This is a genomic window from bacterium, from assembly GCA_019637795.1.
GTDB lineage: Bacteria > Desulfobacterota > Binatia > HRBIN30 > CADEER01 > JAHBUY01.
Genome location: JAHBUY010000001.1, coordinates 643,190 through 663,702, shown reverse-complemented (window position 1 = coordinate 663,702; position 20,513 = coordinate 643,190). Strand labels below are relative to the sequence as shown.

Genomic DNA, 20,513 nt, shown 5'->3' with positions numbered 1-20,513 from the left:
GAGCGCGGGCCCCGTGCCCGCAATCGACGACGGCGCCTTCAGCCCGAGGACAGGAGCCCGACATGGCATATGATCAGATCGAGACCAGGCGCGAGTGCGACGCGGTCGCGATTCCACAGGGCACGCCCGTGCGCATTCCGGCCGGCACCATGGCGGTGATCACCCAGTCACTTGGCGGGAGTTACACGCTGCAGATCCCCAGCATGGGCGGTCTGTTCCGCGTCGCGGGCCGCGACGCGGATGCGTTGGGCCTGACGCCGGAGGCGGTCGGCGAGGCCCAGGGCGACTCCGGCGGCCCAGTCAGTGAAGAGCACGTCTGGGCGCAGTTGAAGAACGTCTACGACCCCGAGATTCCGGTCAACATCGTCGATCTCGGCCTGGTGTATGACCTGCGCATCCTGCCAGCGCCGAGCGGTGGCAGCCGGGTCGAGGTCAAGATGACCCTCACCGCTCAGGGGTGCGGCATGGGCGGTCCGATCTCGATGGACGCCAAGCACCGGATCGAGAGCCTGCCTGGAGTCGACACGGCGGACGTGGAGGTCGTGTGGGACCCGCCCTGGAACCCGCACATGATCTCCCCTGAGGGGCGCGCCAAGCTCGGCATGGAGTAGGGGGCACCTCCGCGCACGGCGGTGTCGCGCCGCCCCGCCGTGCGCCTGGGAGCGCTGCCAGCGTTCCGGGCTTCCGTTCCTAAGTGCCTGTATCGGCTGCGAAAGTTGCCCAGCGGCCGAGCGCTACGGGGTTTGTCCGGCGGCCGAAGGCCTTTCTCGGCAAGCCCCCCTTGCGTTCACTTTTCATTTGTGGACGCCACACGTCTATGATAAGTGATCAAGAACTGAATCGTCATTCTCCACAGCAATTCTAATCTCATGCAGAGCGCGACTTAATAGAGCGCGCATCGGCCGAGAGCCGAGAAGGCAGGTCCATCATGGTTCCAAAGATGTCGCCGGTGATCATTCCGGAGGAGATCATCGCCTCCGAGCCGGCCCTTCCCGTGCAGTTCCAGGACATTTGGCACCGGACGCGGTACACGTCGCCGGAACGCTCCCTGGTCCTGTCGGTCGTCTGGCAGGCGGTCATCGACCTGCAGAAGTTCCGCTTCGCGAAGCGCCGCCGCCAGCAGCGCCTCTACATGGAGGCGTACCGCTGGGTGGCGTCGGCTGACCGCCAGTGGCCGTATTCGTTCGAGAACATCGCGGAGATGCTGAACGTCGCTCCCGAGCGCCTGCGCGAGCAGTTGATCGGCAATTCGGCGCCGATGTTCGTGCCGGCCACGGACACGCCAACGGAAGTGTCCGAGGCGGCCTGATCGCCTGGCTGCGGCGCCGCTCGCAGCGCGCTGCAGGACATGCGCCGAGTCTCGGCGACCGGCGTCGTGGTCCACCACGCGCCGGTCGTCCGTGCATCGCTGAACCGGTAGCGCTCGAACACGATGCGCACCGCTGCCGGCTGCGCCGGCAGTGGGGTCGCGAACAGCGGCTGCACCGCGGCTGGATCCTGGCACAGCCGTTCGAGCAGCGTCGTCACGTATGCCGGCGTGCCGCGCTCGAACGACAGGCCGTAGAACCAGAGCTGGAAATCCACCCGCGGCTGGTGTGGGGCGACCAGATCGGGGGCACGCGTCGGATCACCCGGCTTGTGCCAGAAGCTCAGGCGTTGCCAGTCGCCGTCGCGCTCGACCTCGAAGGCGGGTTCGATGCGCGCGCGAGTGATCTGCGCGAAGAGGTGGTAGGTGTTCACCAGTCGCCAGGGCTCGGCGATCGCGGTGGCGTGGGCCAGCGTCGACGCGGCGGCCGGCGGCAGCGGCGCGAAGGTCAGCATCGCGGTGGCGAGCGACAGCGCGAGGTAGAGCGACGCGACCAGCGCAGCGCCCGCGCCGCGCAGACGGCGCCAGCGCGGCGGCGCCGCTGGGCGCGGCGGCCGCCAGCCCGGCAGGCGGGCGAGGAGGCGCTGCAGATCGCGGTCGGTGAGCAGGAACAGGTGCAGCGCCAGGGCCAGGTAGACGAAGAAGCCGTAGTTGGCGGTCGCGAGGTTGACGATCTGAAAGCCCGTCAGGGCGACCAGGAGCAGCAGGCGGGCGCGACGCGGGCCGAAGGCGAGCGGCGGCAACAGCAACTCGACCACCAGCATCGCCCAGCTCTCGACGTGGTGCCACCACGCCGGCAGGTGATGCGCGTACCAGGCCGGCCAGACGGGCAGGGGCGCGGTCTCGTAGTAGAAGGTCATCGCGCTGCCGTCCTGCCAGTCGCCGAGCGGCGACTGCCACTTCGCCAGGCCCGACTCCCAGTAGAGCTTGAACAGCAGGACCCGGAAGAGCACGTGGATCCAGCGCACCGGCCGATCGGTCGGGAGGAAGACCGCCAGCGCGCCGCATTCGAGCAACAGGTTGTCCCACTGGAAGGAGAGGAACGAGCGAGCCGCCGTCGCGTACGAAAGGTAGAGCGCGGTGGCGAGCCCGATGCACAATCGCGGCGCGACGCCGAGCAGCGCCGCCAGCGACAACGCGCCGCCGACCCAGACGCCGGCGCGCAGCGCGGCGTCGCTGGCATCGATCCAGAACAGCGTCGGCAGGTTCCAGAAGCCGGCGCCGGCGTCGGCTGCCGCGCGCAGGTAGGGCGCCGCCGGCAGGAGGCCGCGACTGCCGATCAGGACGTCGAGTTGCGAGCCGAGGGAGAGCCAGGCGACGCAGAAGATGGCCGCGAGGACGCGGTGGAAGGCGCGGCCGACCACCGGGCCCGACGTCACCGTCGGGTCGAAGGTCCAGGCGCGTTCCGCTCGGCTCACCGGCGCCGCGGCGTCGCGCTCACCGGTGCAGGAACACCGGGCATTCGGCGTTGCGCAGCACGTATTCGGTCGTGCTGCCCAGCACCATCTCGATGATCCGCCCGTGTCCGTAGGCGCCGATGAACAGCAGATCGTGGCCGCGCTCGCGGATGAAGTTGGCGATGCGCTCGGGCGCGTTGCCCGTCTGCTGCAACTCCGTCCGCGTCGTCAACCCATAGGGGCCGAGATACGCCTCGGCTTCGGCGAGGACGCGCCGCCCCTGCTCCTCGTCGCGGTTCACGGTGAGCACGGTGAGCGGCAGGTGCAGGGAGGCGCAGAACTCCGCCGCCTGCTGCATCACCGCCGCGGCGCGCGCGCTGCCGTCGTAGGCGAGCAGCGGAGCGCGGATCTCGCTGAACGACATCGGCGAGATGAGCACCGGCTTGGGGCACTTGCGGGTGACGCTCTCCGAGGTGCCGCCGAGGAGCCCCGTCGAGAAGCGCTCGTTCACCCCCCGGTGGCCGATCACCACCAGGTCGGCGGTGCGCGCCCGCTCGCTGATCTCGTTGGCGACGATGCCCATCGCCATCACCGTGTCGGCACGGATGCTGCGCTGCGCCGCCTGCTCGGCAAACGCGTCCAGCAGGCCGCGCCCGCGTTCCTCGAGCACGCCGCGCATCTTCGACGAGAAGTCGAGGTACGGCTCGAAGCCCAGGGATCCCGAGATGTCGTGGAAGAACGAGCCCTCGATCGAGACGATGTCGACGACGTGCAGGCCGACCACGCAGCCGTGCAGCCGCTCCGCCAGCCAGAGCGCGTACCGCGCCGCGGCGCGCGAGTGCTCCGATCCGTCGAGGCCGACGAGAATCGTCTTGATCACGGTTTGGCCGTAGCACGCGCACCACCGACCGACCAGAGGCGGACGTGTCGTCGATCCGCGGGACGGACCTCTCGGCAGAATCGCCGCCTTTACATCCGCGCGCCCCTCTTTTACTTTCCCCGCGCATGGCGGCGAAGGTGGTGCAGGCGTCGGCAGCGCAGCTCGCGCTGCTGGATGAGCTGAAGGCGGCGGCGGAGAAGATCGGCTTGCGGGTGCGCGAGGAGCGCCTGCTGCGCGAGGTCGGTTATCGGGTCCGCAGCGGCCGGTGCCGATTGGCGGACGATCAGTTGCTCTTCATCGACCGCACGCTGCCCGTCACGGCGCAGATCGACGTGCTGGTCGACGAGCTGGCGGGCCGTGCCCTGGACGACGTCTACCTGTCGCCCGCCGCTCGCGCGCTGGTCGAACGCGCCGCCGTCAAGGAACCACGCGATGACGGACGCGAAGCGCACGGCGGATGAGCGCTTCACCCGCTTCAAGGAGCACCTGCGGCTCCAGCGGCTGAAGTCGACCACCCAACGCGACACCATCGTCCGCGCCTTCCTCGACACCCAGCGCCACGTCTCGGTCGAAGAGCTGTACGCCGAGGTGCGCCGCCGCAACCCGCGCATCGGCTACGCGACGGTCTACCGCACCATGAAGCTGCTCACCGAGTGCGGCGTCGCCGCCGAGCGCCATTTCCGCGACGGCGAGGCGCGCTACGAGAGCGCCGAGAAGAAGCACCACGACCACCTCATCTGCGAGCGCTGCGGCAAGATCGTCGAGTTCGAGGAGCCGCGGATCGAGCACCTGCAGGAGGACACCGCCAAGCGCCTCGGCTTCCAGTTCACCGGCCACAAGATGGAGCTCTACGGGGTGTGCCGGGACTGCCGCCGCGCTCGCGCCCAGCAGGAAGCCATCTGAGTCTGAGCGCGAGCTCATTCCAGCTTGACTTGCGTCGCCAGCCATTGAAAATGATTTTCAGAATCGGCCCATGCGTTGGCGTCCTCCCGCTCTCGGCCCGTGCGCGCTCGGCGCGGCGGTGCTGTTCCTCGCGTGCTCCGCACGCGCCGCGGCGCCCGACGCGGCGGCGACCGCCGACATCCGGCGCAGCCTGACGCTGCTCAACGTCGTCGGCGAGGAGTATCGCGAAGGGGTCGTCGACGGGCAGGTGGTGCTGCCGGTCGAATACGAGGAGGCGCGCACCTTCCTCGACGAGGCGCGCGGGCGGCTGACGACGTCGGACCCGGCGGTGGCGCAGGCGCTGGCCGCCAGCTTCGACCAGATCCGGGCCGCCATCGAGGCCCAGGCGCCGGTCGACCGGGTCCGCACCCAGCTCGAGACCCTGCGCGGCGAGGTCACCAGCCGCACCGGCGTCAGCGAGCCCATCTTCCCGGAGCGCAGCCCGTCGGCGGCGCGCGGACGGGCCCTGTTCGAGGACCACTGCACCGCCTGCCATGGCGCGGCGGCCGACGGCCACGGCCCCGCCGCCGCGGCGCTGCGCCCGCCGCCGGCGAACTTCACCGACGCCGCGTTCATGCGCGCCGAGACGCCCTTCGACTTCTTCCACATCATCACCCTCGGCCGCGCCACGGCGGCGATGCCGGCCTGGGGCGACGTGCTCTCGCTGCAGGACCGCTGGGACCTGGTGAGCTTCCTGTGGACGGTCGCCGGCACCCCCGGACACGCCGCCGAAGGGCAGGGCGTCTACCTCTCCGCCTGCGCCAGTTGCCACGGCGCGGCCGGCGACGGCCGCGGCGAGTACGCGGCCGCGTTGAGCGCGCCGCTGGCGCCGCTCAACGTCGCGGCGACCCTGGCGCGCAGCAGCGACGCCGATCTGGCGCGCCTGATCGCCGAGGGCCGACCCGGCACCGCCATGCCCGGCTTCGCCGGACGGCTGAGCCCGGCGCAGATCGACGCCGCGGCCGCCTATGTCCGCCAGCTCTCGCTCGGCGGCGAGGACGGGACGCAGCGCGTCGCCGCCGACGGCGAAGCGGCCCGGCTCGCCGGTCTCCTGACGCTGATCGCCAGCGAGTACCAGAAGGCAGTGCCCGCCAGCGGCGCGGTGGTCGAGCAGGAGATGGTCGAGGTCGGCATCCTGCTGGCGCAGGCGCAGCAGCAGGCGCCGCACCTGCAGGCGACGCTCGCGCAGCGCGATGCCGCCGCGGCGGCGCAGCTCGCATCGGCGCTGGCGGCGACCGCGGACGCGATCGGGCGCCGCGCGCCGGCGGTCGAGGTGGTCGCCGCCGCCGGCCGCGCCAAGCAACTCGTCGAGGCGCAGTTCCCGGCGGCCGGCGAAGCGGGGGCGACGTCCGCGCCCGACGCGCTCGCCGCCGCCGAGCGTCTGCTCGGTGACGCGCTCGCGGCCTACCAGGCCGGCAATCCGCGCGCCGTCTACATCGTCTCCGACGCCTACTTCCAGTTCGACCCGCTGGAGCAGGCGCTGGCGCTGTCGCACGGCACCCTGGTGCGCCGCATCGAGGCTCGCTTCACCGAGCTGCGCGGCGTCATGAGCCAGCCCGGCCGCGAGGCCGACGCCGCGGCGCTGGTCGCCGCGATGAGCGCCGATCTGGAAGCGGTCCGCCTCGCCGCCGCGCCGCGCGAGAGCGCCGGCAACCTGATGTTCCAGGGCGCCTTCATCATCCTGCGCGAGGGCTTCGAGGTGGTGCTGATCGTCGGCGCGCTGCTCGCCTACGCGGTGCGCAGCGGCAGCAAGGCGATGCGGCCGCCGATCCTCTGGGGCGGCGCCATCGGCATCGTCGCCAGTCTCCTGACCGCCTGGGTGCTGGCGCAGATCTTCGAGGCCACCGGCGCCGCCGGCGAGGTGCTCGAAGGCGCGACCATGCTGCTCGCCGCCGCGGTGCTGTTCTTCGTCAGCTACTGGCTGATCTCGAAGGCCGAGGCGGAGCGTTGGCAGCGCTACATCCAGGGCAAAGTGAAGACCGCCGTCGCCACCGGCAACCTCCTCGCCCTCGCCAGCGCCGCCTTCCTGGCGGTGTACCGCGAGGGCGTCGAGACGGTGCTCTTCTACAAGGCGCTGCTCGACGGCGCCGGCGAGCAGCGCGGCGCGGTGGTGCTCGGCTTCGGCCTCGGCCTGGCCGGACTGGCGGTGGTCTACGTGCTCTACCAGCGGCTCGGCCGCCGCCTGCCGCTGCGCCAGTTCTTCCTGATCACCGGCGGCCTGCTCTATTACTTGGCGGTGGTCTTCGCCGGGAAGGGCGTCGCCGAGTTCCAGGGCGCGGGCGTCGTCTCGACGACGCTGGTGCCGTGGATGCCGCGCATCGACGCGCTCGGCGTCTTTCCGACGGTCGAGACCCTGGCCGCCCAGGGGGTGCTGCTCCTCTGCGCCGTCTACGCTGCCGCTGTCGCCCTGCGACCCGGCGCCGCCAAGCCCGACGTTGCCATCGAGGAGCCCGCGGCGCGCGCCGCGAAGAGCTGAGCCGAGCCGCCCACGCGATCCGCATGCGCCGCCGCACGCCCGCTCTGTCGCTGGCGCTGATGCTGCTCGCCAGCGTCGCGCCCGCCAAGGTCTTCTACGCCAAGGACGAGGCGCTGCGCCTGGCCTTTCCCGACGCCGACGCGATCGAGACCCGCGACGTCTTCCTCACCCCCGAACAACGCGCCGCGATCGAGGACAAGGCCAAGTCGAAGCTCGATTCCGACCTGCTGACGATCTACGTCGGCGAGCGCGGCGGCGCCCGGCTGGGCTACGCCATGCTCGACACCCATACGGTGCGCACCCTGCCGGAGACGTTCCTGATCGTCCTCTCCCCCCAGGGCACGGTCGCCGCCACGCACCTGCTGGCGTTCTACGAGCCGCTCGAATACTCCCCGCCGGTGCGCTGGCTGCAGCAGTTTCACGACGCCACCCTCACCGACGACCTGCGCATCGGCCGCGGCATCGTCGCGATCACCGGCTCGACCCTCACGTCCGAGGCGGTGACCGGCGGCGTGCGCCGGGCGCTGGCGATCTACGACGTGCTGCTGAAGGGCAAGTGAGCGATGCGCTTCGTCGTCACCGGCGAGTGGACGCGCAACCGCCTGCTCAAGGTGATCGTCTGGTGCTTTCTCGCCTACACCGTGATCCTGTGGGTCACCAACGCCGGCCTGTTCTTCGCCAAGATGAGCCTCACGCCGAGCTCGGTGGTCGAGTACTACCGCGGCAACGAGGAGAAGTTCCTGCAACCGCGCTCCCTCCAGGGCCTGTTGGAGACCCTGCACTTCCACGCCTTCGCCATGGGCATCCTGTTGATGACCCTCACCCACCTGGTGCTGTTCGTGCCGATCTCGATGCGGACCAAGGCCATCGGCATCGCCACCGCGTTCTCCTCCGGCATCCTCGGCGAGCTCAGCGGCTGGGGCGTCCGCTTTCTGCACCCGGCGTTCGCCTACCTGAAGATCGCCTGCTTCCTGCTCCTCGAGGGCTCGATCCTGTGGTTGGTGATCGCCGTCGGGCGCGCGCTGCTGACCAGGGCGCCGAGCGCCTACACGCAGGGACAGGGCACGCCGGTTCGCCCGGTGACGTGAACGGGCGGCCGCGACGAAGGCCGCCTGGCCCGGGAACGGGAGCGGCGCCGGCGCGGCCCACCGGCGCGCGGCTCGCGTTCGCCGTCCTCTGCCTCGCCGGCGCATTGACGCCCCCTGCGGCGGCGCGCGCCGCGCTCGCGCGTCGTGGCGAGCCGGTGATGGGAACCGTGCTCACGGTGACGGTCGTGGCGGCCGACGAGCGGACAGCCGGCCGCCTCGCCGACGCCGCGATCGCCGAGGCGCGCCGCTGGGACGACATCCTCACCACCTGGCGGCCGGATGGCGAGCTGGCGCGGCTGAATGCCCGCGCCGGACAGGGACCGGTCGAGGTCAGCGCCGATCTCGCCGCCGCGCTGCGCGCCATGGTCGCGCTGTCCGCCGAGACCGACGGCGCGTTCGACCCCGCCGTCGGGCCGCTGGTCGAACGCTGGCGCGGCCCGGAGCCGCCGCGGCCGCCGCCGCTGGCGTCGGACGCGACGCGCATCGCCACCGCGTTGCGCCTCGACGGCCAGCGCGCGTCGCTGGTGAGCGGCGCCGCGCTGGATGCCGGTGGGGTCGGCAAGGGCCTGGCGCTCGACGCCATGGCAGCCCTGCTGCGCCGCGCCGGGGCGCGCGCGGCCTTTCTCGATTTCGGCGGCTCGAGCCAGCTCGCGATCGGCACCCCGGCGAACGACGCCCCCGGCTGGCGCGTCGCGCTCGGCGGCCTGGCGCCCGGCAGGCTGCTCGGCGAGACGATGCTGCGCGACGCCGCGCTGTCGACCTCGCGCGCCAGCAGCGGTCCGAGCCCGGCCGGTCCGATCATCGATCCGCGCCGCGGCGCGCCGGTGTTCGCGCCGCGGATCGCCACCGCCCGCGCCGGCGACGCGACCAGCGCCGAGGCGTGGACCAAGGCGTTGATCGTCGACGGCCGCGCCGCGCTGGCGGCGGCGCAGACGCGCGGGCTGGCGGCGCTGGTCGAGGACGGCGACGGCATCGCCGCCACCGACTCGCCGCGGCTCTGTGCGCCGCCGTGCCCGGCTGTGGTATCGAGCCCGCCATGACCCTCTCGCTTCCGGCTCTCGGACTTGGCACCTGGGCGTGGGGCGACAGCGCGACCTGGGGCATGGACGCGTACGATCGCAGCTACGACTTCGACACCATCCGCGCCGCCTATCGGGCGTCGGTCGATGCCGGCGTCACCCTCCTGGACAGCGCCGAGATGTACGGCAACGGCGAGAGCGAGCGGATCATCGGCCGCTTGCTCGCCGAGGATCCGGCGCGCGCCGAGCGGGTCATCGTCGCCACCAAGTTCATGCCGTATCCGTGGCGCGTCCCGTTCGCGAAACGGTTGCGCGAGTCGCTGCAGGCGTCGCTGGAGCGGCTGCAGCGCCCGTCGGTGCACCTGTACCAGATCCACGGTCCGATCAGCATGCGCTCGCCGCGCACCATCGCCAACGCGCTGGCCGCGGCCCACCGCGACGGGCTCTTCCAGGCGGCGGGCGTGTCGAACTATTCGGCGGCCGAGGTGCGCGCCATCCACGCCGCGCTCGCGGCGCACGGCGTGCCACTGGCGACCAATCAGGTCGAGCTCTCGCTGCTGCGCGCCATGCCGGAGCGCACCGGCCTGCTCGCCGCCTGCCGCGAGCTCGGCGTCACCGTGCTGGCGTACTCGCCGCTCGCCATGGGCCGCCTCAGCGGCAAGTACAGCGCCGCCAATCCGCCGCCGGGCAAGCGCAACTTCTCCGCCTATCCGATGGACGAGATCGAGCCGGTCCTGCAGGCGCTGTGCGCGATCGGCGCCCGCGCCGGCGGCCGGACGCCGGCGCAGGTGGCGCTCAACTGGATCATGTGCAAGGGCGCGGTGCCGATCCCCGGCGCCAAGAACGCGACGCAGGCGGCGCAGAACGCCGGCGCGCTCGGCTGGACGCTGTCCGCCGCCGACGTCGCCACCCTCGACGCGGTCGCCAAATTCGGCCAGCGCGGCATCTTCAACCGCGTCTGGCAGCACGGCTGACCTGGAGCGCCGCGACCGCGGCGCCCCCGGGCTATCGGGGGATGTCCGGCAGCCAGCTCGCGGGCTGCTGGCGGAACAGGGTCGGCGCGTCCCAGTAGTCGCGCCAGAGGGTGATCAGGCCGTCGCGGAATTTGAACACCGCCGCGACCGGCAGGGTGGCGCGCTCGCCGGTCGGATGGTGCCAGACCTCGGTGCGCTCGACCATGATCGTATCGCCCTGCTCGAGCAGCTCGTGGATGGTGGTCGGCAGGCGCTCGAGCGTGCCGAGGCCGAGCGCCAGCTTGGCGCGGATCGCCTCGCGACCGACGACGGTCGCCTCGGCGTAGGGGACGTCCTCGTAGGAGCAGTCCTCGGCGCAGTGATCGGCGACGGCGACGAAGTCGAGGCGCTCGAGGTCGGCGAAGAGCTGGCGGAGACGATCGGCATTGCGCGACATGCGGCTGCCCATAGTCGAGCGCCGGCGCGCTGCCAACCCCGCGTCGCGTCAGAACGCCAGCGCCGCCGCCAGGCGCTCGATCGACGGCGGCGGGGCGCCGGTCTGCTGCAGCGCCGCGCGCCACTCCGGCAGCGAGCCCGGCGGCAGGTGCGCCAGCTCGCGGCACAGCGACTCGTCGATGCGGGCGAGCGCGGCGCGCAGCGTCGCGAGCGATGGCGGGGCGCCGGGGCGTTCCGGGGTCCGCTGCTGCGCCGCCTTCGCCATCGCGATCAGCTCGCCGTAGACCGCCGCAGCGCGGTCCGGCGCCGCCGGCACCTGCTCGCGCGCCCGCGCCAGCACGCGCGCCTCCTGCTCGCGGTCCTCGATCGGCAGCCCGGCGGCGCGCTTGGCGACGGCGACGTCCGGCATCAGCGCCAGCCGCAGCCGCACCCATGCCGCCACCGCCTGGCGCGCGGCGGCGGCGTCGTCGCGCGCCGCCGATTCCCCGAGGGCGCGCACGCGTTGCGCGTCGAGCCAGCCGTCGGCCTCGCGCGCCATCAGCCAGTCGTCGATGCGCGCCGCCAGCTCGCCGCGGTCGGGCGGCAGCAGCGGCGCCTTGTCGTCGACGCTCAGCGGCGCCAGCGCCAGCGGGCGGGGCCCGGCCGCCGGCCAGGCGGCGAGCTCGGCGGTATCGGTGACGATCGCCGCGATCCGCGCCTCGGCCAGCGCTTCGGCGAGGCGGTTGTCGGCCACCGGGACGATGGTCGCGCGCGGGAAGCGCTGCCGCGCGACGGTCTCGAGATGGCCGCCGGCGTTGACGGCGATGCGCACGCCGCGCCGGTTCAGGTCGGCGGGCGAGCGCCAGCGCGTCGCGTCGCCGGGGCGGATCGCCGGCACGGCGCGGGTCAGCGCGTACGGTCGCGCGTAGCGGCCGATGAGCGCCCGGTCGGCGCGCATCGTGACGCCGCTCAAGGCGACGTCGAAGTCGCCGCGCACCACGGCGGCGGCGAGCTCCGGCCACGCCAGCGGCACCCATTCCAGCGTCAGGCCGAGGTCCGCGGCGAGGCGCGTGGCGATGGCGACGTCCAGGCCCTGGCGCGCGCCGTCGGCGGCGAGGCTGGTGAACGGCGGGTAGTCGCCGCTGCTGGCGACGCGCAGCGGGTGCGTCGCGCAGCCGGCGAGCAGCGCCGCCAGCGCCACCACGCCGCGGATGGCGCGCGCCGCGCGCGCGCCGCGCGGACCTCGACACCGCTCGCTCATGCGCCCGCGGGCGGATTGACACGCCCCGACACGGCAGGCAAGAGCCGACGAGATGGCGATCCTCACGCAAGCGGAGTTCGGCGACTTCGTCCGCTGCCTCGCCGACGAGCTCGGCGTGCAGCGGCTGCGCGACAAACTGGTCGCGATGCGCGGCCTGGTGACGCGCCGCGGCGCCGCCAACGCCGAGGCGCTCGCCAGCCAGCTCTGGCAGCTCACCGGCGGGCTGCGCCGCCAGGTGCCGGCGAGCCTGGCGCTGCAGGGCCTGTGGGCGGAACAGGTGGGCGGCAAGCTGGGCGAGGACGGCGAGAAGGCGCTCGAGGGCATCGCCGAGCAGATCAATGCCTGTCTCGGCGAACGCGACACCATCGTCGACGGCAAGGAAGGCGAGCTCGACGCGCTGCTGGCGCAGTATCAGGCCAAGCTCGCCGAGGTGGTCGGCGCCGACCGGGCGCGCATCGACATGCTGCTGAAAGCCGTGCCCGCCGTGGCGGACCGGCTGCGCGCCGGCGTCGCCCCTGCCGGCGGCTGAGCGGCCGCGCATGCCCGCGCTGCGCGCCCTGCTGCCCGCCGACCGCATCGTCGCGGTGCGCGGGTCGCTCGACGTCGCGGTGCGGCGCGTGACCACCGACTCGCGCGACGTCCAGCCCGGCGATGTCTTCGTCTGCCTGCCCGGCTATCGCAGCGAGGGCGGCGAGACGCGCGCCGACCGGCACGAATTCGTCCCCGCGGCGCTCGCCGCCGGCGCCAGCGCCCTGGTCGTCGAGCGCGAGGTGAGCGCGCCGCCCGAGGTCGCCGTGGTGCGCGTCGCCGACGCCTGGGCGGCGGTCGCCGACATGGCGGCCGCGCTCCATGGCCATCCGTCGCGCGCGCTGACGATGATCGGCGTCACCGGCACCAGCGGCAAGACCTCGACGACGTACTTCGTCGACGCCGTCCTCGCCGCCGCCGGACATCGCGTCGCCCGCCTCGGCACCATCGACTACCGGCTCGGCGACCGCACCGTGCCGGCGGCGCAGACGACGCCGGAGGCGCCGCTCCTGCAATCGCTGTTGCGCGACGCCGTCGACGGCGGCTGCACGGCCGCGGTGATGGAGGTGTCGTCGCACGCGCTCGCGTTGCGCCGCGTCGCCGCGATCGATTTCGACGTCGCGGTCTTCACCAACCTGAGCCACGACCACCTCAACTTCCACCCCGACATGCACCACTACCGCCGCGCCAAGGGCCGCCTGTTCGAGGAGCTGTCGAGCGGCGGCAAGCGCGGCACCGCGGTGGTCAACGTCGACGACCCGCACGCCGCGTACATCATCGAGGTCAACCGCGGCGGGCTCGTCACCTACGGGCTGACCGGCGACGCCGCCGTGCGGGCGCGCGATGTGCACACGACCCTCGCCGGCGTGCGCTTCAGCGCCGACACGCCACGCGGCAGCATCGACGTGCGCCTGCGCCACCTCGGCGGCTACTCGGTCTACAACGCGCTCGCCGCGCTGGCGGTCGGCGAGGCGCAGGGCCTGCCGCTCGACGTCATTGCCGACGGCCTGGCGGCGGCGCCGCCGGTGCCGGGTCGCTTCGAGCTGGTGGATGCGGGACAGGACTTCGTCGTCGCCGTCGACTACGCCCACAAGCCGGACGCGCTGGCGCGCCTGGTCGAGAGCGCCCGCGCTCTGCGGCCGCGCCGCCTGATCACCGTCTTCGGCTGCGGCGGCGATCGCGATCGCGCCAAGCGGCCGGTGATGGGGCGGATCGCCGCGGCCGGCAGCGACCTGACGGTGATCACGTCGGACAATCCGCGCAGCGAGGACCCGGCGGCCATCGTCGCCGAGATCGTCGCCGGCGCGCGCGCGGTCGACCGGCTCGGCGAGCGGACCGTCGTCGCCGTCGACCGGGCCGCCGCCATCCGGCTCGCCATCGCCCGCGCCGGCCGCGACGACATCGTCCTCATCGCCGGCAAGGGGCACGAGCCGTACCAACTCATCGCCGGCGTTCGCCACGACTTCGACGATCGCCTGGTGGCCCTGGCGGCGCTGCGGGAGCGCCGCGGATCCTGACCCGACGCGCCGCGCGGCACGCGGCGGGCGGCGCGGGCGTCGCCGCTCGCGCGCTCCGCGTCCCGCTGGGAACGCTCAGGCGCGGTAGACGTCGAAGGCCGAGGCCAGCGTCTCGGCCAGTCCGTCGGGCAGGAGGCCGCCGCGGCTGGCGAGCATGCGCACGCCGGCGGTGAGGAAGGCCTCCTCGCGCGGCTGCGGCTCGGCGTCGAGCAGGAACAGGATCGGGATGTCGCGCGCGATCTCCGCCGCGCGCAGGCCGGCGATGGCGCGGAAGACGTCGACGCACGAGGGCGACAGGTGCAGCACCGCCGCCTCCGGTCGGATGGTCGGCACCAGGTCGAGCGCCTGGCGGCCGTCGAGCACGACGGCGGTGGAGATGCCGGCGCCGGTGAGCTGGGTGCGGACGTCGCTCATGACGTCGATGTCGTTGCTCATCGCCAGCACGCGGCGGATCTTCGGCACCATGCGGTTCAGGAGCGCCGGCAGCGCCACCTGACCGACCGGCAGCGGCGCGAAGTCGACCGGACCCAGCCAGAAGCCCTTGTTCGCCTTCTCCGCCAAAGCGTAGGCGATCAGCGGCATGCGCGGGATGTCGCCGCCGTTGCGCAGATGGCGGACGACGCTCCAGGCGCCGGCCGCCGCGAGGTTCAGCGCCGCGCCGGCGACCAGCCGACCCTTCAGACCGTCGGCGGCCGGAATGCTCGGCGCGAAGGCGCTGATGCGATGGCCGAACTCCGCCAACTGGCGCGCCGCGCCGGCGGCGGCCTCGTCGCCATCGAGCAGGACCAGCTCGCCGGCATCGGCATCGGCGTCGCCCTCGTCGTCGGCGCCCCCGGCGTCGACCGCCTGGTCGGCCACCGTCGGGGCGTCGCGGTCGATCTCGAGCACGTCGTCGTCGGCTCCCTCGTCGCCGGCCGGGATGTCCAGCACGCCGAGGTTCTGCTCCGCCGACTGCAGCAGCTCCGCCTGTTCCGCCAACTGCTGATTGAGGCGTTCCTGGTCCTCGTGCTGCGCCGCCACCTGCTCCTGCAGTTGCGCCAGCTCCTCGGCGTAGCGGCTGGCCGCCGCCGCGGCGCTGGCCTCGGCCGCCCGGCGCGCCGCCTCCTCGCTCGCCAGCCGTGCCTGCAAGCCCGCGAGCTGCTCGTCGCGGACGTTCGCCAGCTCGCGCTCCAGCGCCGCGACGCGCTGCTGCGCCTCGGCGTGCGCGCGCTGCAGCTCGGCCTGCTGCGCGGCGCCGGTTTCGATCCGGCCGCCGAGCTCGGCGCGTTCGGCGGCGAGGCGCTCGGTCGCCGCCTCGAGACGGGCGCGCTGCGCCGACATCTCCGCCAGGGCGCGCTGTTGGTTCGCGCACTCCTGCTGGGTCGCGGCGAGGCTGCGCTGCAACTCGTCGCGGGCCCGTGCCGCCTCGGCGAGGTCGACGCGCAGCCCATCGAGCGTCGCGTCGGCGTCGTGTCGGGTGCGGGTGATCTCGTCGGCGGCGCTGGTGCGCGTGGCGTCGAGCGCCGCCGTGAGACGGGCGATCTCGGCTTCGAGCCCGGCGACGCGCTGTTCGGCGGCGGCGAGCGTCGTCCGCTTCTCGTGCTCGAGCGTCTGGCCGCCGGCGGCCAGCGCCTCGACGCGCCCCTGCAGCTCGCGCTGGTGCGACGCGAGCCGGTCGCGCTCCGCCTGCAGCGCCACGAGCTGGTCCTCGAGCTGGCGGCGGGCGGTGCCGGCCGTCTGGAGCTCGCCGTCGACCGCCGCCAGGCGCGCCCGCAGCTCGGCGCGCTCGGCGTCGGCGTCGGCGATCGCGGCGCGCGCCGCTTCGAGCTCCTGCTGCCGGCTCGCCAGCTCGCTGCCGCGTTCGGACAGCGCCGCCGCCTGCCGCGCCGCCTCGGCGCGAACGCCCGCCAGCTCGCCGGCGATCGCCTCGCGCGCGCGCTCGAGCTCGGCGACGCGGGCGCGGGCCGCCTCCGCCTCGGCGGCGCGCTGTTGGCCGTCGGCGGTGAGCGATGCCCGCGTCGACTCCAGCTCCGCGGTCCGGGCCGCGAGCGCGGCCTCCAGCGCCTGTTGACCGTCGCGCAGCGTCGCCAGCTCGCCGCGCATGCGCTCGAGCTCGGCGTGTTCGACCTGGGCGGCCTCGAGCAGGGCGGTCAGCTCGCCGCGGTCCGCGTCGCTGGCGGCCAGCGCGCTCGATGCCTGCTCGAGCGCCGCCTCGGCGCGGCTGCGCTGCTCGTGGGTGGCGACCAGCTCCTGGCGCAGGCGGGCGATGACCGTCTCGGTCTCGCTGCGCGCGGCCTCGGCGGCCGCCAGCGCCGTCTGCAGCTCGCCCAGCCTGGCGGCGCGCGGCGTCAGGTCCGACACCTGCGCGTGCAGGGCGGCCGCCTCCTCGCCGCGGGCGCGGGCGCTGTCGAGGGCTTCCTGCAGTTGTGTCTCGAGGGCGGCGCGCTCGACCTTCAACGCCGCCAGCGCGGCGTCCTGGGCCACGGCGCGGCGCTCCGCCTCGGCGAGGACGGCGCGGAGCTGCGCGATCTCGGACTGGGCGGTGTCCGCGGCCTCCGACGCGGCCGCGAGGCGGCGGCTGAGGCTGTGGACCTGCTCCTCGATCGCCGGGATCTGTTCCTGCGCCGCGCGCAGCTCGGTGATCTCCTGCTCGAGTCCGGCGGCGCGTTCCTGGGCCGCCTTGAGGAACGACTGCGCGGTGACGCGCTCCGCCGTCTCGGCGGCGCGCTGCCGCTCGGATTCCTCGAGCGCCTGGGTGAGGCGAACCAGCTCGCTCTTCAGCGCCGCCAGACCGCGCAGCAGGGTCGGCTGGGCGGTGCTCGCCTCTTCCTCCACGGCGCGCGCCGTGGCGGCGGCGGAGAGGGGCAGCTCGCTCAGGGCGAGGGCGCAGACGCGCAGCGACTGGCTGAGCGTCTTCAGCAGCCCGTCGGCGAAGCCGCGCGGCGTCGGCGAGAACAGCACCACCACGCCGACCGGCGCGTTGGCGTGGAAGAACGGCACCGCCGCGATGGTCAGGCGGCGCGGACTGATCGCCGCCAGCGGCTTGGGCACGAAGGGGTTCTCGTGCGCCGCCTCGATGACGTTGATGCGGCGATTGCGGATGCTGCGCAACGGGATGTCCCAGGCGCTGACCATCGCGTCGCCGCTCAGCACCTGTTCGGCCTCGGCCTCGAGGCCGACGTGGCCGACGAGCTGCATGCGGCCGCTGCGCGCCTCGTAGGTGAGCAGCGCCGCGGCCTTGGTGTTGGTGCTGCGGGCGATCAGCCGGATCGCCTCCTCGGCGAAGGCGTCGCGCGAGGGGCGGATGGCGTAGACCTGTTGCAGGCTGTCGCGCAGCGAGGCGAGGCCGGCGGTGCCGGGACGAACGGCGGCGCCGAGGGTGGCGGTCGCGGCTGGCGTCTCGGCGGGCAGGTCGGAGGGCGTCTCATTGGCGGCGGGCTCGGCGAACGCCGTCGGCGCGGTGACCTCCTCGACCGGCCCCGCCTCGGCGGCGGCGGCCGGAGCGGCCGACTGGCGGCGGACGCGTGAGAACAGGCCCATGCGTCACCCCGCCGCGCCGGCTGGCTGTACCTCCAACCATCCGGGCTGATCGCCGGTATCGACGATCAGTTCGAGCCGCTGCTCACTCGACAGCTCCACCCACACCAGACTCGCCTGCAGCGTCATCCTCTGTCCGTCCCTTTCCAGCTCGAAGACGAGCGTCTCGCCCTCGGGCGGGTCGCTCAGCACCGCGGGGTCGATCTGATTCGCCGCGCATGGCGCGCTGAACACCGCCAGCCCCGAGGGCGAGATGGATTGGATGTCCAACACCAGCGCCGTGCCGCGCGCCAGCCGCCCGGCGGCCAGCCGCAACCGCGCCGGGCCAGCGGGGCCGTCGGAGGCGGCGGGGGCCGCGGGATGACGTGGATCCACCTGCACGCGCCCGGCTGTCGCAATTCGCATACCACCACCCGGCGGGGTGCGACCCCGCCCGCCGCGCCGGCTCGCGGCCGCGAGCCGGCCGCATCGAAAGGACGCAGTGGCGATTTCCCGACGCTGCCATACCAACTGCGCAGTCGGGCTGGCGGGCCGGGCGGGCCGGCGCGGCGCGCGACCCCCTTGCGGCTGCGCGACAGGAATGAAAAATCCAAGGCTCGTGGAATCGAGGGGACAGCGCATGCGCAGTGATGCGTGCTCGGCGGCGGTGGCGGGCCGCGGAGCGGGCCCACGGGGAACCGGGTGCGGGCGGCCGAGCTGATCGCCTCCGGCGGCGTCCTGCTGCGCCCGGCATGCGGATCCTTCGAGGACGCGGTGCGCGGCCTGGTGGACGTGCTGATCGCCAACGGCTGCATGCCGGCCGCGCTGCGCGATCGGGCGGCGCGCGCCGTCGTCGAACGCGAGGCGATGCAGAGCACCGCCATCGTCGAGATCGGGGTCGCCGTGCCGCACGCGCGCGTCGAGGGCGTCGCCGGGGTCGTGGCGGCGATGGCGGTCTCGCCGACCGCCGTCTACTACGCCATGGCCGGGGTCCCGATCTCGATCGTCGTCGTCGTGCTGTCGGCGCCGGAGCTGGTCGGCGACCATCTCGACACGCTGGCGGGCGTGTCGCTGCTGCTGCAGAGCGCCGACACCCGCCGCGGCCTCGAGCACGCCGTCGATCCGACGACCGCGATGCGCATCCTGCGCGGCGGCAACGGCCGGCAGTGAGCGGGCCGATGCGCGGCGGCCGAGCGGCGAAGACCATCCTGCTCGCCGCCGCCGCGGCGATCGCCGGCGCGCTGGCGCTGCTGGCGCACGGCTTCGCGGCCGCCCCGCTGCCGGCGCCGCCGCCGTTCGCGGGCGCGCTGCCGCCGGCGGCGCCGCCGCCCGAGATGGCCGCGTACCAGGTGCCGACCGGGACGATTCCACGCAGCGCCGCCTTCGCCTACCGCGGCGGCGCGTTCAGCGACCACCGCGACTTCGCGATGACCGCGACGCTGGTGCGCCATCCGCGCGGCGATCTGCTGATCGACACCGGCCTCGGCCGCGGCATCGATCGGCAGGTGGCGTTGATGCCGTTCTGGTTCGCCGCCGCGGCACCCTACCAGCGCGGGACGCCGGCCGCCGACGCGCTCGACGCCGCCGGCTACGACCGCCGGCGGCTGCGCGCCGTGCTGCTGACGCACGCCCACTGGGACCACGCCAGCGGCCTGCCCGACTTCGCCGGCACGCCGGTGTGGGTCAACGCCGCCGAGCGCGATTTCATCGCCCGTGGTGGCTGGATCACCGCCATCGCCCGCGCCGCCGGCGACCTCCGCTACGAGACCTACGCCTTCGACGGCGGCCCCTATCTCGGCTTCCCGGCGAGCCACGACGTCTATGGCGATGGGGCGATCGTCATCGTGCCGGCCGCCGGCCACACCCCGGGCTCGGTCATCGTCTTTCTCGCCCTGCCGGACGGCCGCCGCTACGCGCTCGTCGGCGACCTCGTCTGGCAGCGCGAGGGGATCAGCCAGCGCGAGGAACGCCCCTGGCCGCAGCGCGCGCTGGCGGACTCCGACCCGCGCGGCGTGCGCGAGAACCTGCTGCGCATGGCAGCCCTCGCGGCGCGCTTCCCCGAGCTCATCATCGTCCCGGCCCACGACCAGCGCGGCTTCGCCGCCATGCCGCGCTTGCCGCCCCCGCCCCCGGCGAGCTGACCGGGGACGCCACACACGGAGAAGGATGGGGCCCGGTGGCCCTCCCGGTCTTCAAAACCGCGTGGTGTCGCGTCAGCGGCACGGAAGGTTCGACTCCTTCCCTTCTCCGCCATTAACGAAAACAATAACTTATCGGCACCAGCCCAGTGCGAGCCGACATTGACGGGACCTTGCGCGAGGCAAATTGCTAACATTTGCTAACGCGAGCTCGGAACTGATCACAAGATCGCAGCCGGGCCAGTGGACAGGCGGCCAGCTGCGGCGCCGCAGCTGGCGCTGAGACCGTGGATCCCGAGGAACTGCGGCGCCGCAGCTCAGGCGCCGCCGCTGCGGCGGTCGATCGCGGCGCGGAGCGCACTGTCGAGCTTCTGCGCCGCCTCCTCCTGCATCCCCGGCATGACGTGGCTGTACGTGTCGAGCGTGATCCCGATGGTGGAGTGTCCGAGCCGCTCGCTCACCACCTTGGGGTGGATGCCCTGCGCGAGCAGGTGCGTGGCGTGCCCGTGCCGCAGGTCGTGCAGGCGGATCTTCGGGAGATCGAGCCCGGCGATCAGGCGAGCGAAACCGGCCGTGACCTCGGACGGGTCCATCGGCGTTCCGTGCACGCGGGCGCAGATGAGATCCTGGTCCTGGTAGGCGGGCCCGATCGCCAGCCGCTCCTTCTTCTGCTCCAGGCGGTGATGCTTCAGTCCTTCGACCGCGACCGACGGGAGAGCCACGGTACGCCGGCTCTTGGCCGTCTTCGGCTGCTTGAAATTGAGACCGCCGCGGAGTTGCTCGAGACTGCGCCGGACGTGCGCGACGCCGCGGTCGAGGTCCACGTCCTGCCAGCGCAGCGCGAGGATCTCGCCGCGCCGCAGCCCGGTGGCGACCGCCAGCAGGACCACGATGCCGAGGCGGGTATGGCGCGCCGCCTCCAGGAGCACGGCGGTCTGATTCTCGTCCAGCACGGTCATCTCGCGCCGCTCGACACGTGGGGGCGTCACCGCGTCCGCGACGTTGCGGCCGAGCAGCT

At 73.5% G+C, this 20,513-nt stretch carries 19 protein-coding genes and 1 tRNA gene; 13 read left to right on the top strand and 7 right to left on the bottom strand.

What is annotated here, in order from left to right:
- Window positions 1-62: 62 nt before the first annotated feature.
- Window positions 63-611 carry a putative Fe-S cluster assembly protein SufT gene (sufT, locus tag KF840_02825; GenBank protein MBX3023821.1) on the top strand — a complete coding sequence of 183 codons (549 nt, stop codon included), beginning with the start codon at window positions 63-65 and terminating at the stop codon, window positions 609-611.
- Window positions 612-1,128: 517 nt separating this feature from the next.
- Here the strand turns inward: sufT and KF840_02820 are convergent.
- Entirely contained in the window at window positions 1,129-2,784 is a 1,656-nt protein-coding gene (locus KF840_02820) for a lipase maturation factor family protein (protein MBX3023820.1), read from the bottom strand.
- A gap of 19 nt (window positions 2,785-2,803) precedes the next feature.
- Window positions 2,804-3,643 carry a universal stress protein gene (locus KF840_02815; protein ID MBX3023819.1) on the bottom strand — a complete coding sequence of 280 codons (840 nt, stop codon included), beginning with the start codon at window positions 3,641-3,643 and terminating at the stop codon, window positions 2,804-2,806.
- Between the two features lie 44 nt (window positions 3,644-3,687).
- Here KF840_02815 and KF840_02810 point away from each other — a divergent pair, with 44 nt between their 5' ends.
- From KF840_02810 to KF840_02780, 7 genes are all read left to right on the top strand, one after another.
- On the top strand, window positions 3,688-4,104 hold the full coding sequence (locus tag KF840_02810; protein MBX3023818.1) for a hypothetical protein: 417 nt from the start codon (window positions 3,688-3,690) through the stop codon (window positions 4,102-4,104).
- Window positions 4,076-4,546, top strand: coding sequence for a transcriptional repressor (locus tag KF840_02805; GenBank protein ID MBX3023817.1), 471 nt, complete (start codon window positions 4,076-4,078; stop codon window positions 4,544-4,546). The genes KF840_02810 and KF840_02805 overlap by 29 nt, the downstream gene beginning before the upstream one ends.
- Before the next feature lie 70 nt (window positions 4,547-4,616).
- Window positions 4,617-7,061: an FTR1 family protein gene (locus tag KF840_02800; protein ID MBX3023816.1), complete on the top strand. Its 2,445-nt coding sequence runs from the start codon at window positions 4,617-4,619 to the stop codon at window positions 7,059-7,061.
- Between the two features lie 23 nt (window positions 7,062-7,084).
- Complete coding sequence (locus tag KF840_02795) at window positions 7,085-7,621, top strand: FMN-binding protein (protein ID MBX3023815.1); 537 nt, start codon at window positions 7,085-7,087, stop codon at window positions 7,619-7,621.
- Window positions 7,622-7,624: 3 nt separating this feature from the next.
- Window positions 7,625-8,149 carry a hypothetical protein gene (locus KF840_02790; GenBank protein ID MBX3023814.1) on the top strand — a complete coding sequence of 175 codons (525 nt, stop codon included), beginning with the start codon at window positions 7,625-7,627 and terminating at the stop codon, window positions 8,147-8,149.
- A 158-nt stretch (window positions 8,150-8,307) separates the two neighbouring features.
- Window positions 8,308-9,189, top strand: coding sequence for an FAD:protein FMN transferase (locus tag KF840_02785; GenBank protein MBX3023813.1), 882 nt, complete (start codon window positions 8,308-8,310; stop codon window positions 9,187-9,189).
- Window positions 9,186-10,142: an aldo/keto reductase gene (locus KF840_02780; GenBank protein ID MBX3023812.1), complete on the top strand. Its 957-nt coding sequence runs from the start codon at window positions 9,186-9,188 to the stop codon at window positions 10,140-10,142. Before KF840_02785 ends, KF840_02780 begins: the two co-directional genes overlap by 4 nt.
- A 31-nt stretch (window positions 10,143-10,173) precedes the next feature.
- Here KF840_02780 and KF840_02775 read toward each other — a convergent pair whose 3' ends face one another.
- Both KF840_02775 and KF840_02770 read right to left on the bottom strand, forming a co-directional pair.
- On the bottom strand, window positions 10,174-10,578 hold the full coding sequence (locus KF840_02775; protein MBX3023811.1) for a nuclear transport factor 2 family protein: 405 nt from the start codon (window positions 10,576-10,578) through the stop codon (window positions 10,174-10,176).
- A 48-nt stretch (window positions 10,579-10,626) separates the two neighbouring features.
- Window positions 10,627-11,817, bottom strand: coding sequence for a transporter substrate-binding domain-containing protein (locus tag KF840_02770; GenBank protein ID MBX3023810.1), 1,191 nt, complete (start codon window positions 11,815-11,817; stop codon window positions 10,627-10,629).
- A 52-nt stretch (window positions 11,818-11,869) separates the two neighbouring features.
- Between KF840_02770 and KF840_02765 the strand changes: the two genes are divergently transcribed.
- Together KF840_02765 and KF840_02760 are read left to right on the top strand one after the other, a co-directional pair.
- On the top strand, window positions 11,870-12,346 hold the full coding sequence (locus KF840_02765) for a hypothetical protein (protein MBX3023809.1): 477 nt from the start codon (window positions 11,870-11,872) through the stop codon (window positions 12,344-12,346).
- Between the two features lie 10 nt (window positions 12,347-12,356).
- Entirely contained in the window at window positions 12,357-13,862 is a 1,506-nt protein-coding gene (locus KF840_02760; GenBank protein ID MBX3023808.1) for a UDP-N-acetylmuramoyl-L-alanyl-D-glutamate--2,6-diaminopimelate ligase, read from the top strand.
- Window positions 13,863-13,937: 75 nt separating this feature from the next.
- On the opposite strand, the gene KF840_02755 is transcribed toward KF840_02760, so the two are convergent.
- A complete protein-coding gene (locus KF840_02755; protein ID MBX3023807.1) occupies window positions 13,938-17,381 on the bottom strand; it encodes a hypothetical protein in 3,444 nt (1,147 codons plus the stop codon).
- Window positions 17,382-17,384: 3 nt separating this feature from the next.
- Window positions 17,385-17,693 carry a hypothetical protein gene (locus KF840_02750; protein ID MBX3023806.1) on the bottom strand — a complete coding sequence of 103 codons (309 nt, stop codon included), beginning with the start codon at window positions 17,691-17,693 and terminating at the stop codon, window positions 17,385-17,387.
- Between the two features lie 366 nt (window positions 17,694-18,059).
- On the opposite strand from KF840_02750, the gene KF840_02745 reads away from it, so the two are divergent.
- The 3 genes from KF840_02745 (at window position 18,060) to KF840_02735 (ending at window position 19,610) form a co-directional block, all read left to right on the top strand.
- The gene (locus KF840_02745; protein ID MBX3023805.1) at window positions 18,060-18,527 is read left to right on the top strand and encodes a PTS sugar transporter subunit IIA; all 468 of its coding nucleotides are present in this window, start codon (window positions 18,060-18,062) and stop codon (window positions 18,525-18,527) included.
- A gap of 164 nt (window positions 18,528-18,691) precedes the next feature.
- Window positions 18,692-19,498: an MBL fold metallo-hydrolase gene (locus KF840_02740; protein ID MBX3023804.1), complete on the top strand. Its 807-nt coding sequence runs from the start codon at window positions 18,692-18,694 to the stop codon at window positions 19,496-19,498.
- A gap of 17 nt (window positions 19,499-19,515) precedes the next feature.
- Window positions 19,516-19,610 (top strand) — tRNA-Sec (locus KF840_02735).
- A gap of 202 nt (window positions 19,611-19,812) precedes the next feature.
- Here KF840_02735 and KF840_02730 read toward each other — a convergent pair.
- Entirely contained in the window at window positions 19,813-20,484 is a 672-nt protein-coding gene (locus KF840_02730; protein ID MBX3023803.1) for a site-specific integrase, read from the bottom strand.
- Between the last annotated feature and the right edge of the window lie 29 nt (window positions 20,485-20,513).

Bases quoted from the DNA above. Each gene is read 5' to 3' on its own strand.
- KF840_02770 (MBX3023810.1), bottom strand. From the start codon at position 11,817: ATGAGCGAGCGGTGTCGAGGTCCGCGCGGCGCGCGCGCGGCGCGCGCC.
- KF840_02805 (MBX3023817.1), top strand. From the start codon at position 4,076: ATGACGGACGCGAAGCGCACGGCGGATGAGCGCTTCACCCGCTTCAAG.
- KF840_02775 (MBX3023811.1), bottom strand. From the start codon at position 10,578: ATGTCGCGCAATGCCGATCGTCTCCGCCAGCTCTTCGCCGACCTCGAG.
- KF840_02740 (MBX3023804.1), top strand. From the start codon at position 18,692: ATGGCCGCGTACCAGGTGCCGACCGGGACGATTCCACGCAGCGCCGCC.
- KF840_02765 (MBX3023809.1), top strand. From the start codon at position 11,870: ATGGCGATCCTCACGCAAGCGGAGTTCGGCGACTTCGTCCGCTGCCTC.
- KF840_02800 (MBX3023816.1), top strand. From the start codon at position 4,617: ATGCGTTGGCGTCCTCCCGCTCTCGGCCCGTGCGCGCTCGGCGCGGCG.
- KF840_02790 (MBX3023814.1), top strand. From the start codon at position 7,625: ATGCGCTTCGTCGTCACCGGCGAGTGGACGCGCAACCGCCTGCTCAAG.
- sufT (MBX3023821.1), top strand. From the start codon at position 63: ATGGCATATGATCAGATCGAGACCAGGCGCGAGTGCGACGCGGTCGCG.
- KF840_02760 (MBX3023808.1), top strand. From the start codon at position 12,357: ATGCCCGCGCTGCGCGCCCTGCTGCCCGCCGACCGCATCGTCGCGGTG.
- KF840_02785 (MBX3023813.1), top strand. From the start codon at position 8,308: ATGGGAACCGTGCTCACGGTGACGGTCGTGGCGGCCGACGAGCGGACA.
- KF840_02780 (MBX3023812.1), top strand. From the start codon at position 9,186: ATGACCCTCTCGCTTCCGGCTCTCGGACTTGGCACCTGGGCGTGGGGC.
- KF840_02795 (MBX3023815.1), top strand. From the start codon at position 7,085: ATGCGCCGCCGCACGCCCGCTCTGTCGCTGGCGCTGATGCTGCTCGCC.
- KF840_02755 (MBX3023807.1), bottom strand. From the start codon at position 17,381: ATGGGCCTGTTCTCACGCGTCCGCCGCCAGTCGGCCGCTCCGGCCGCC.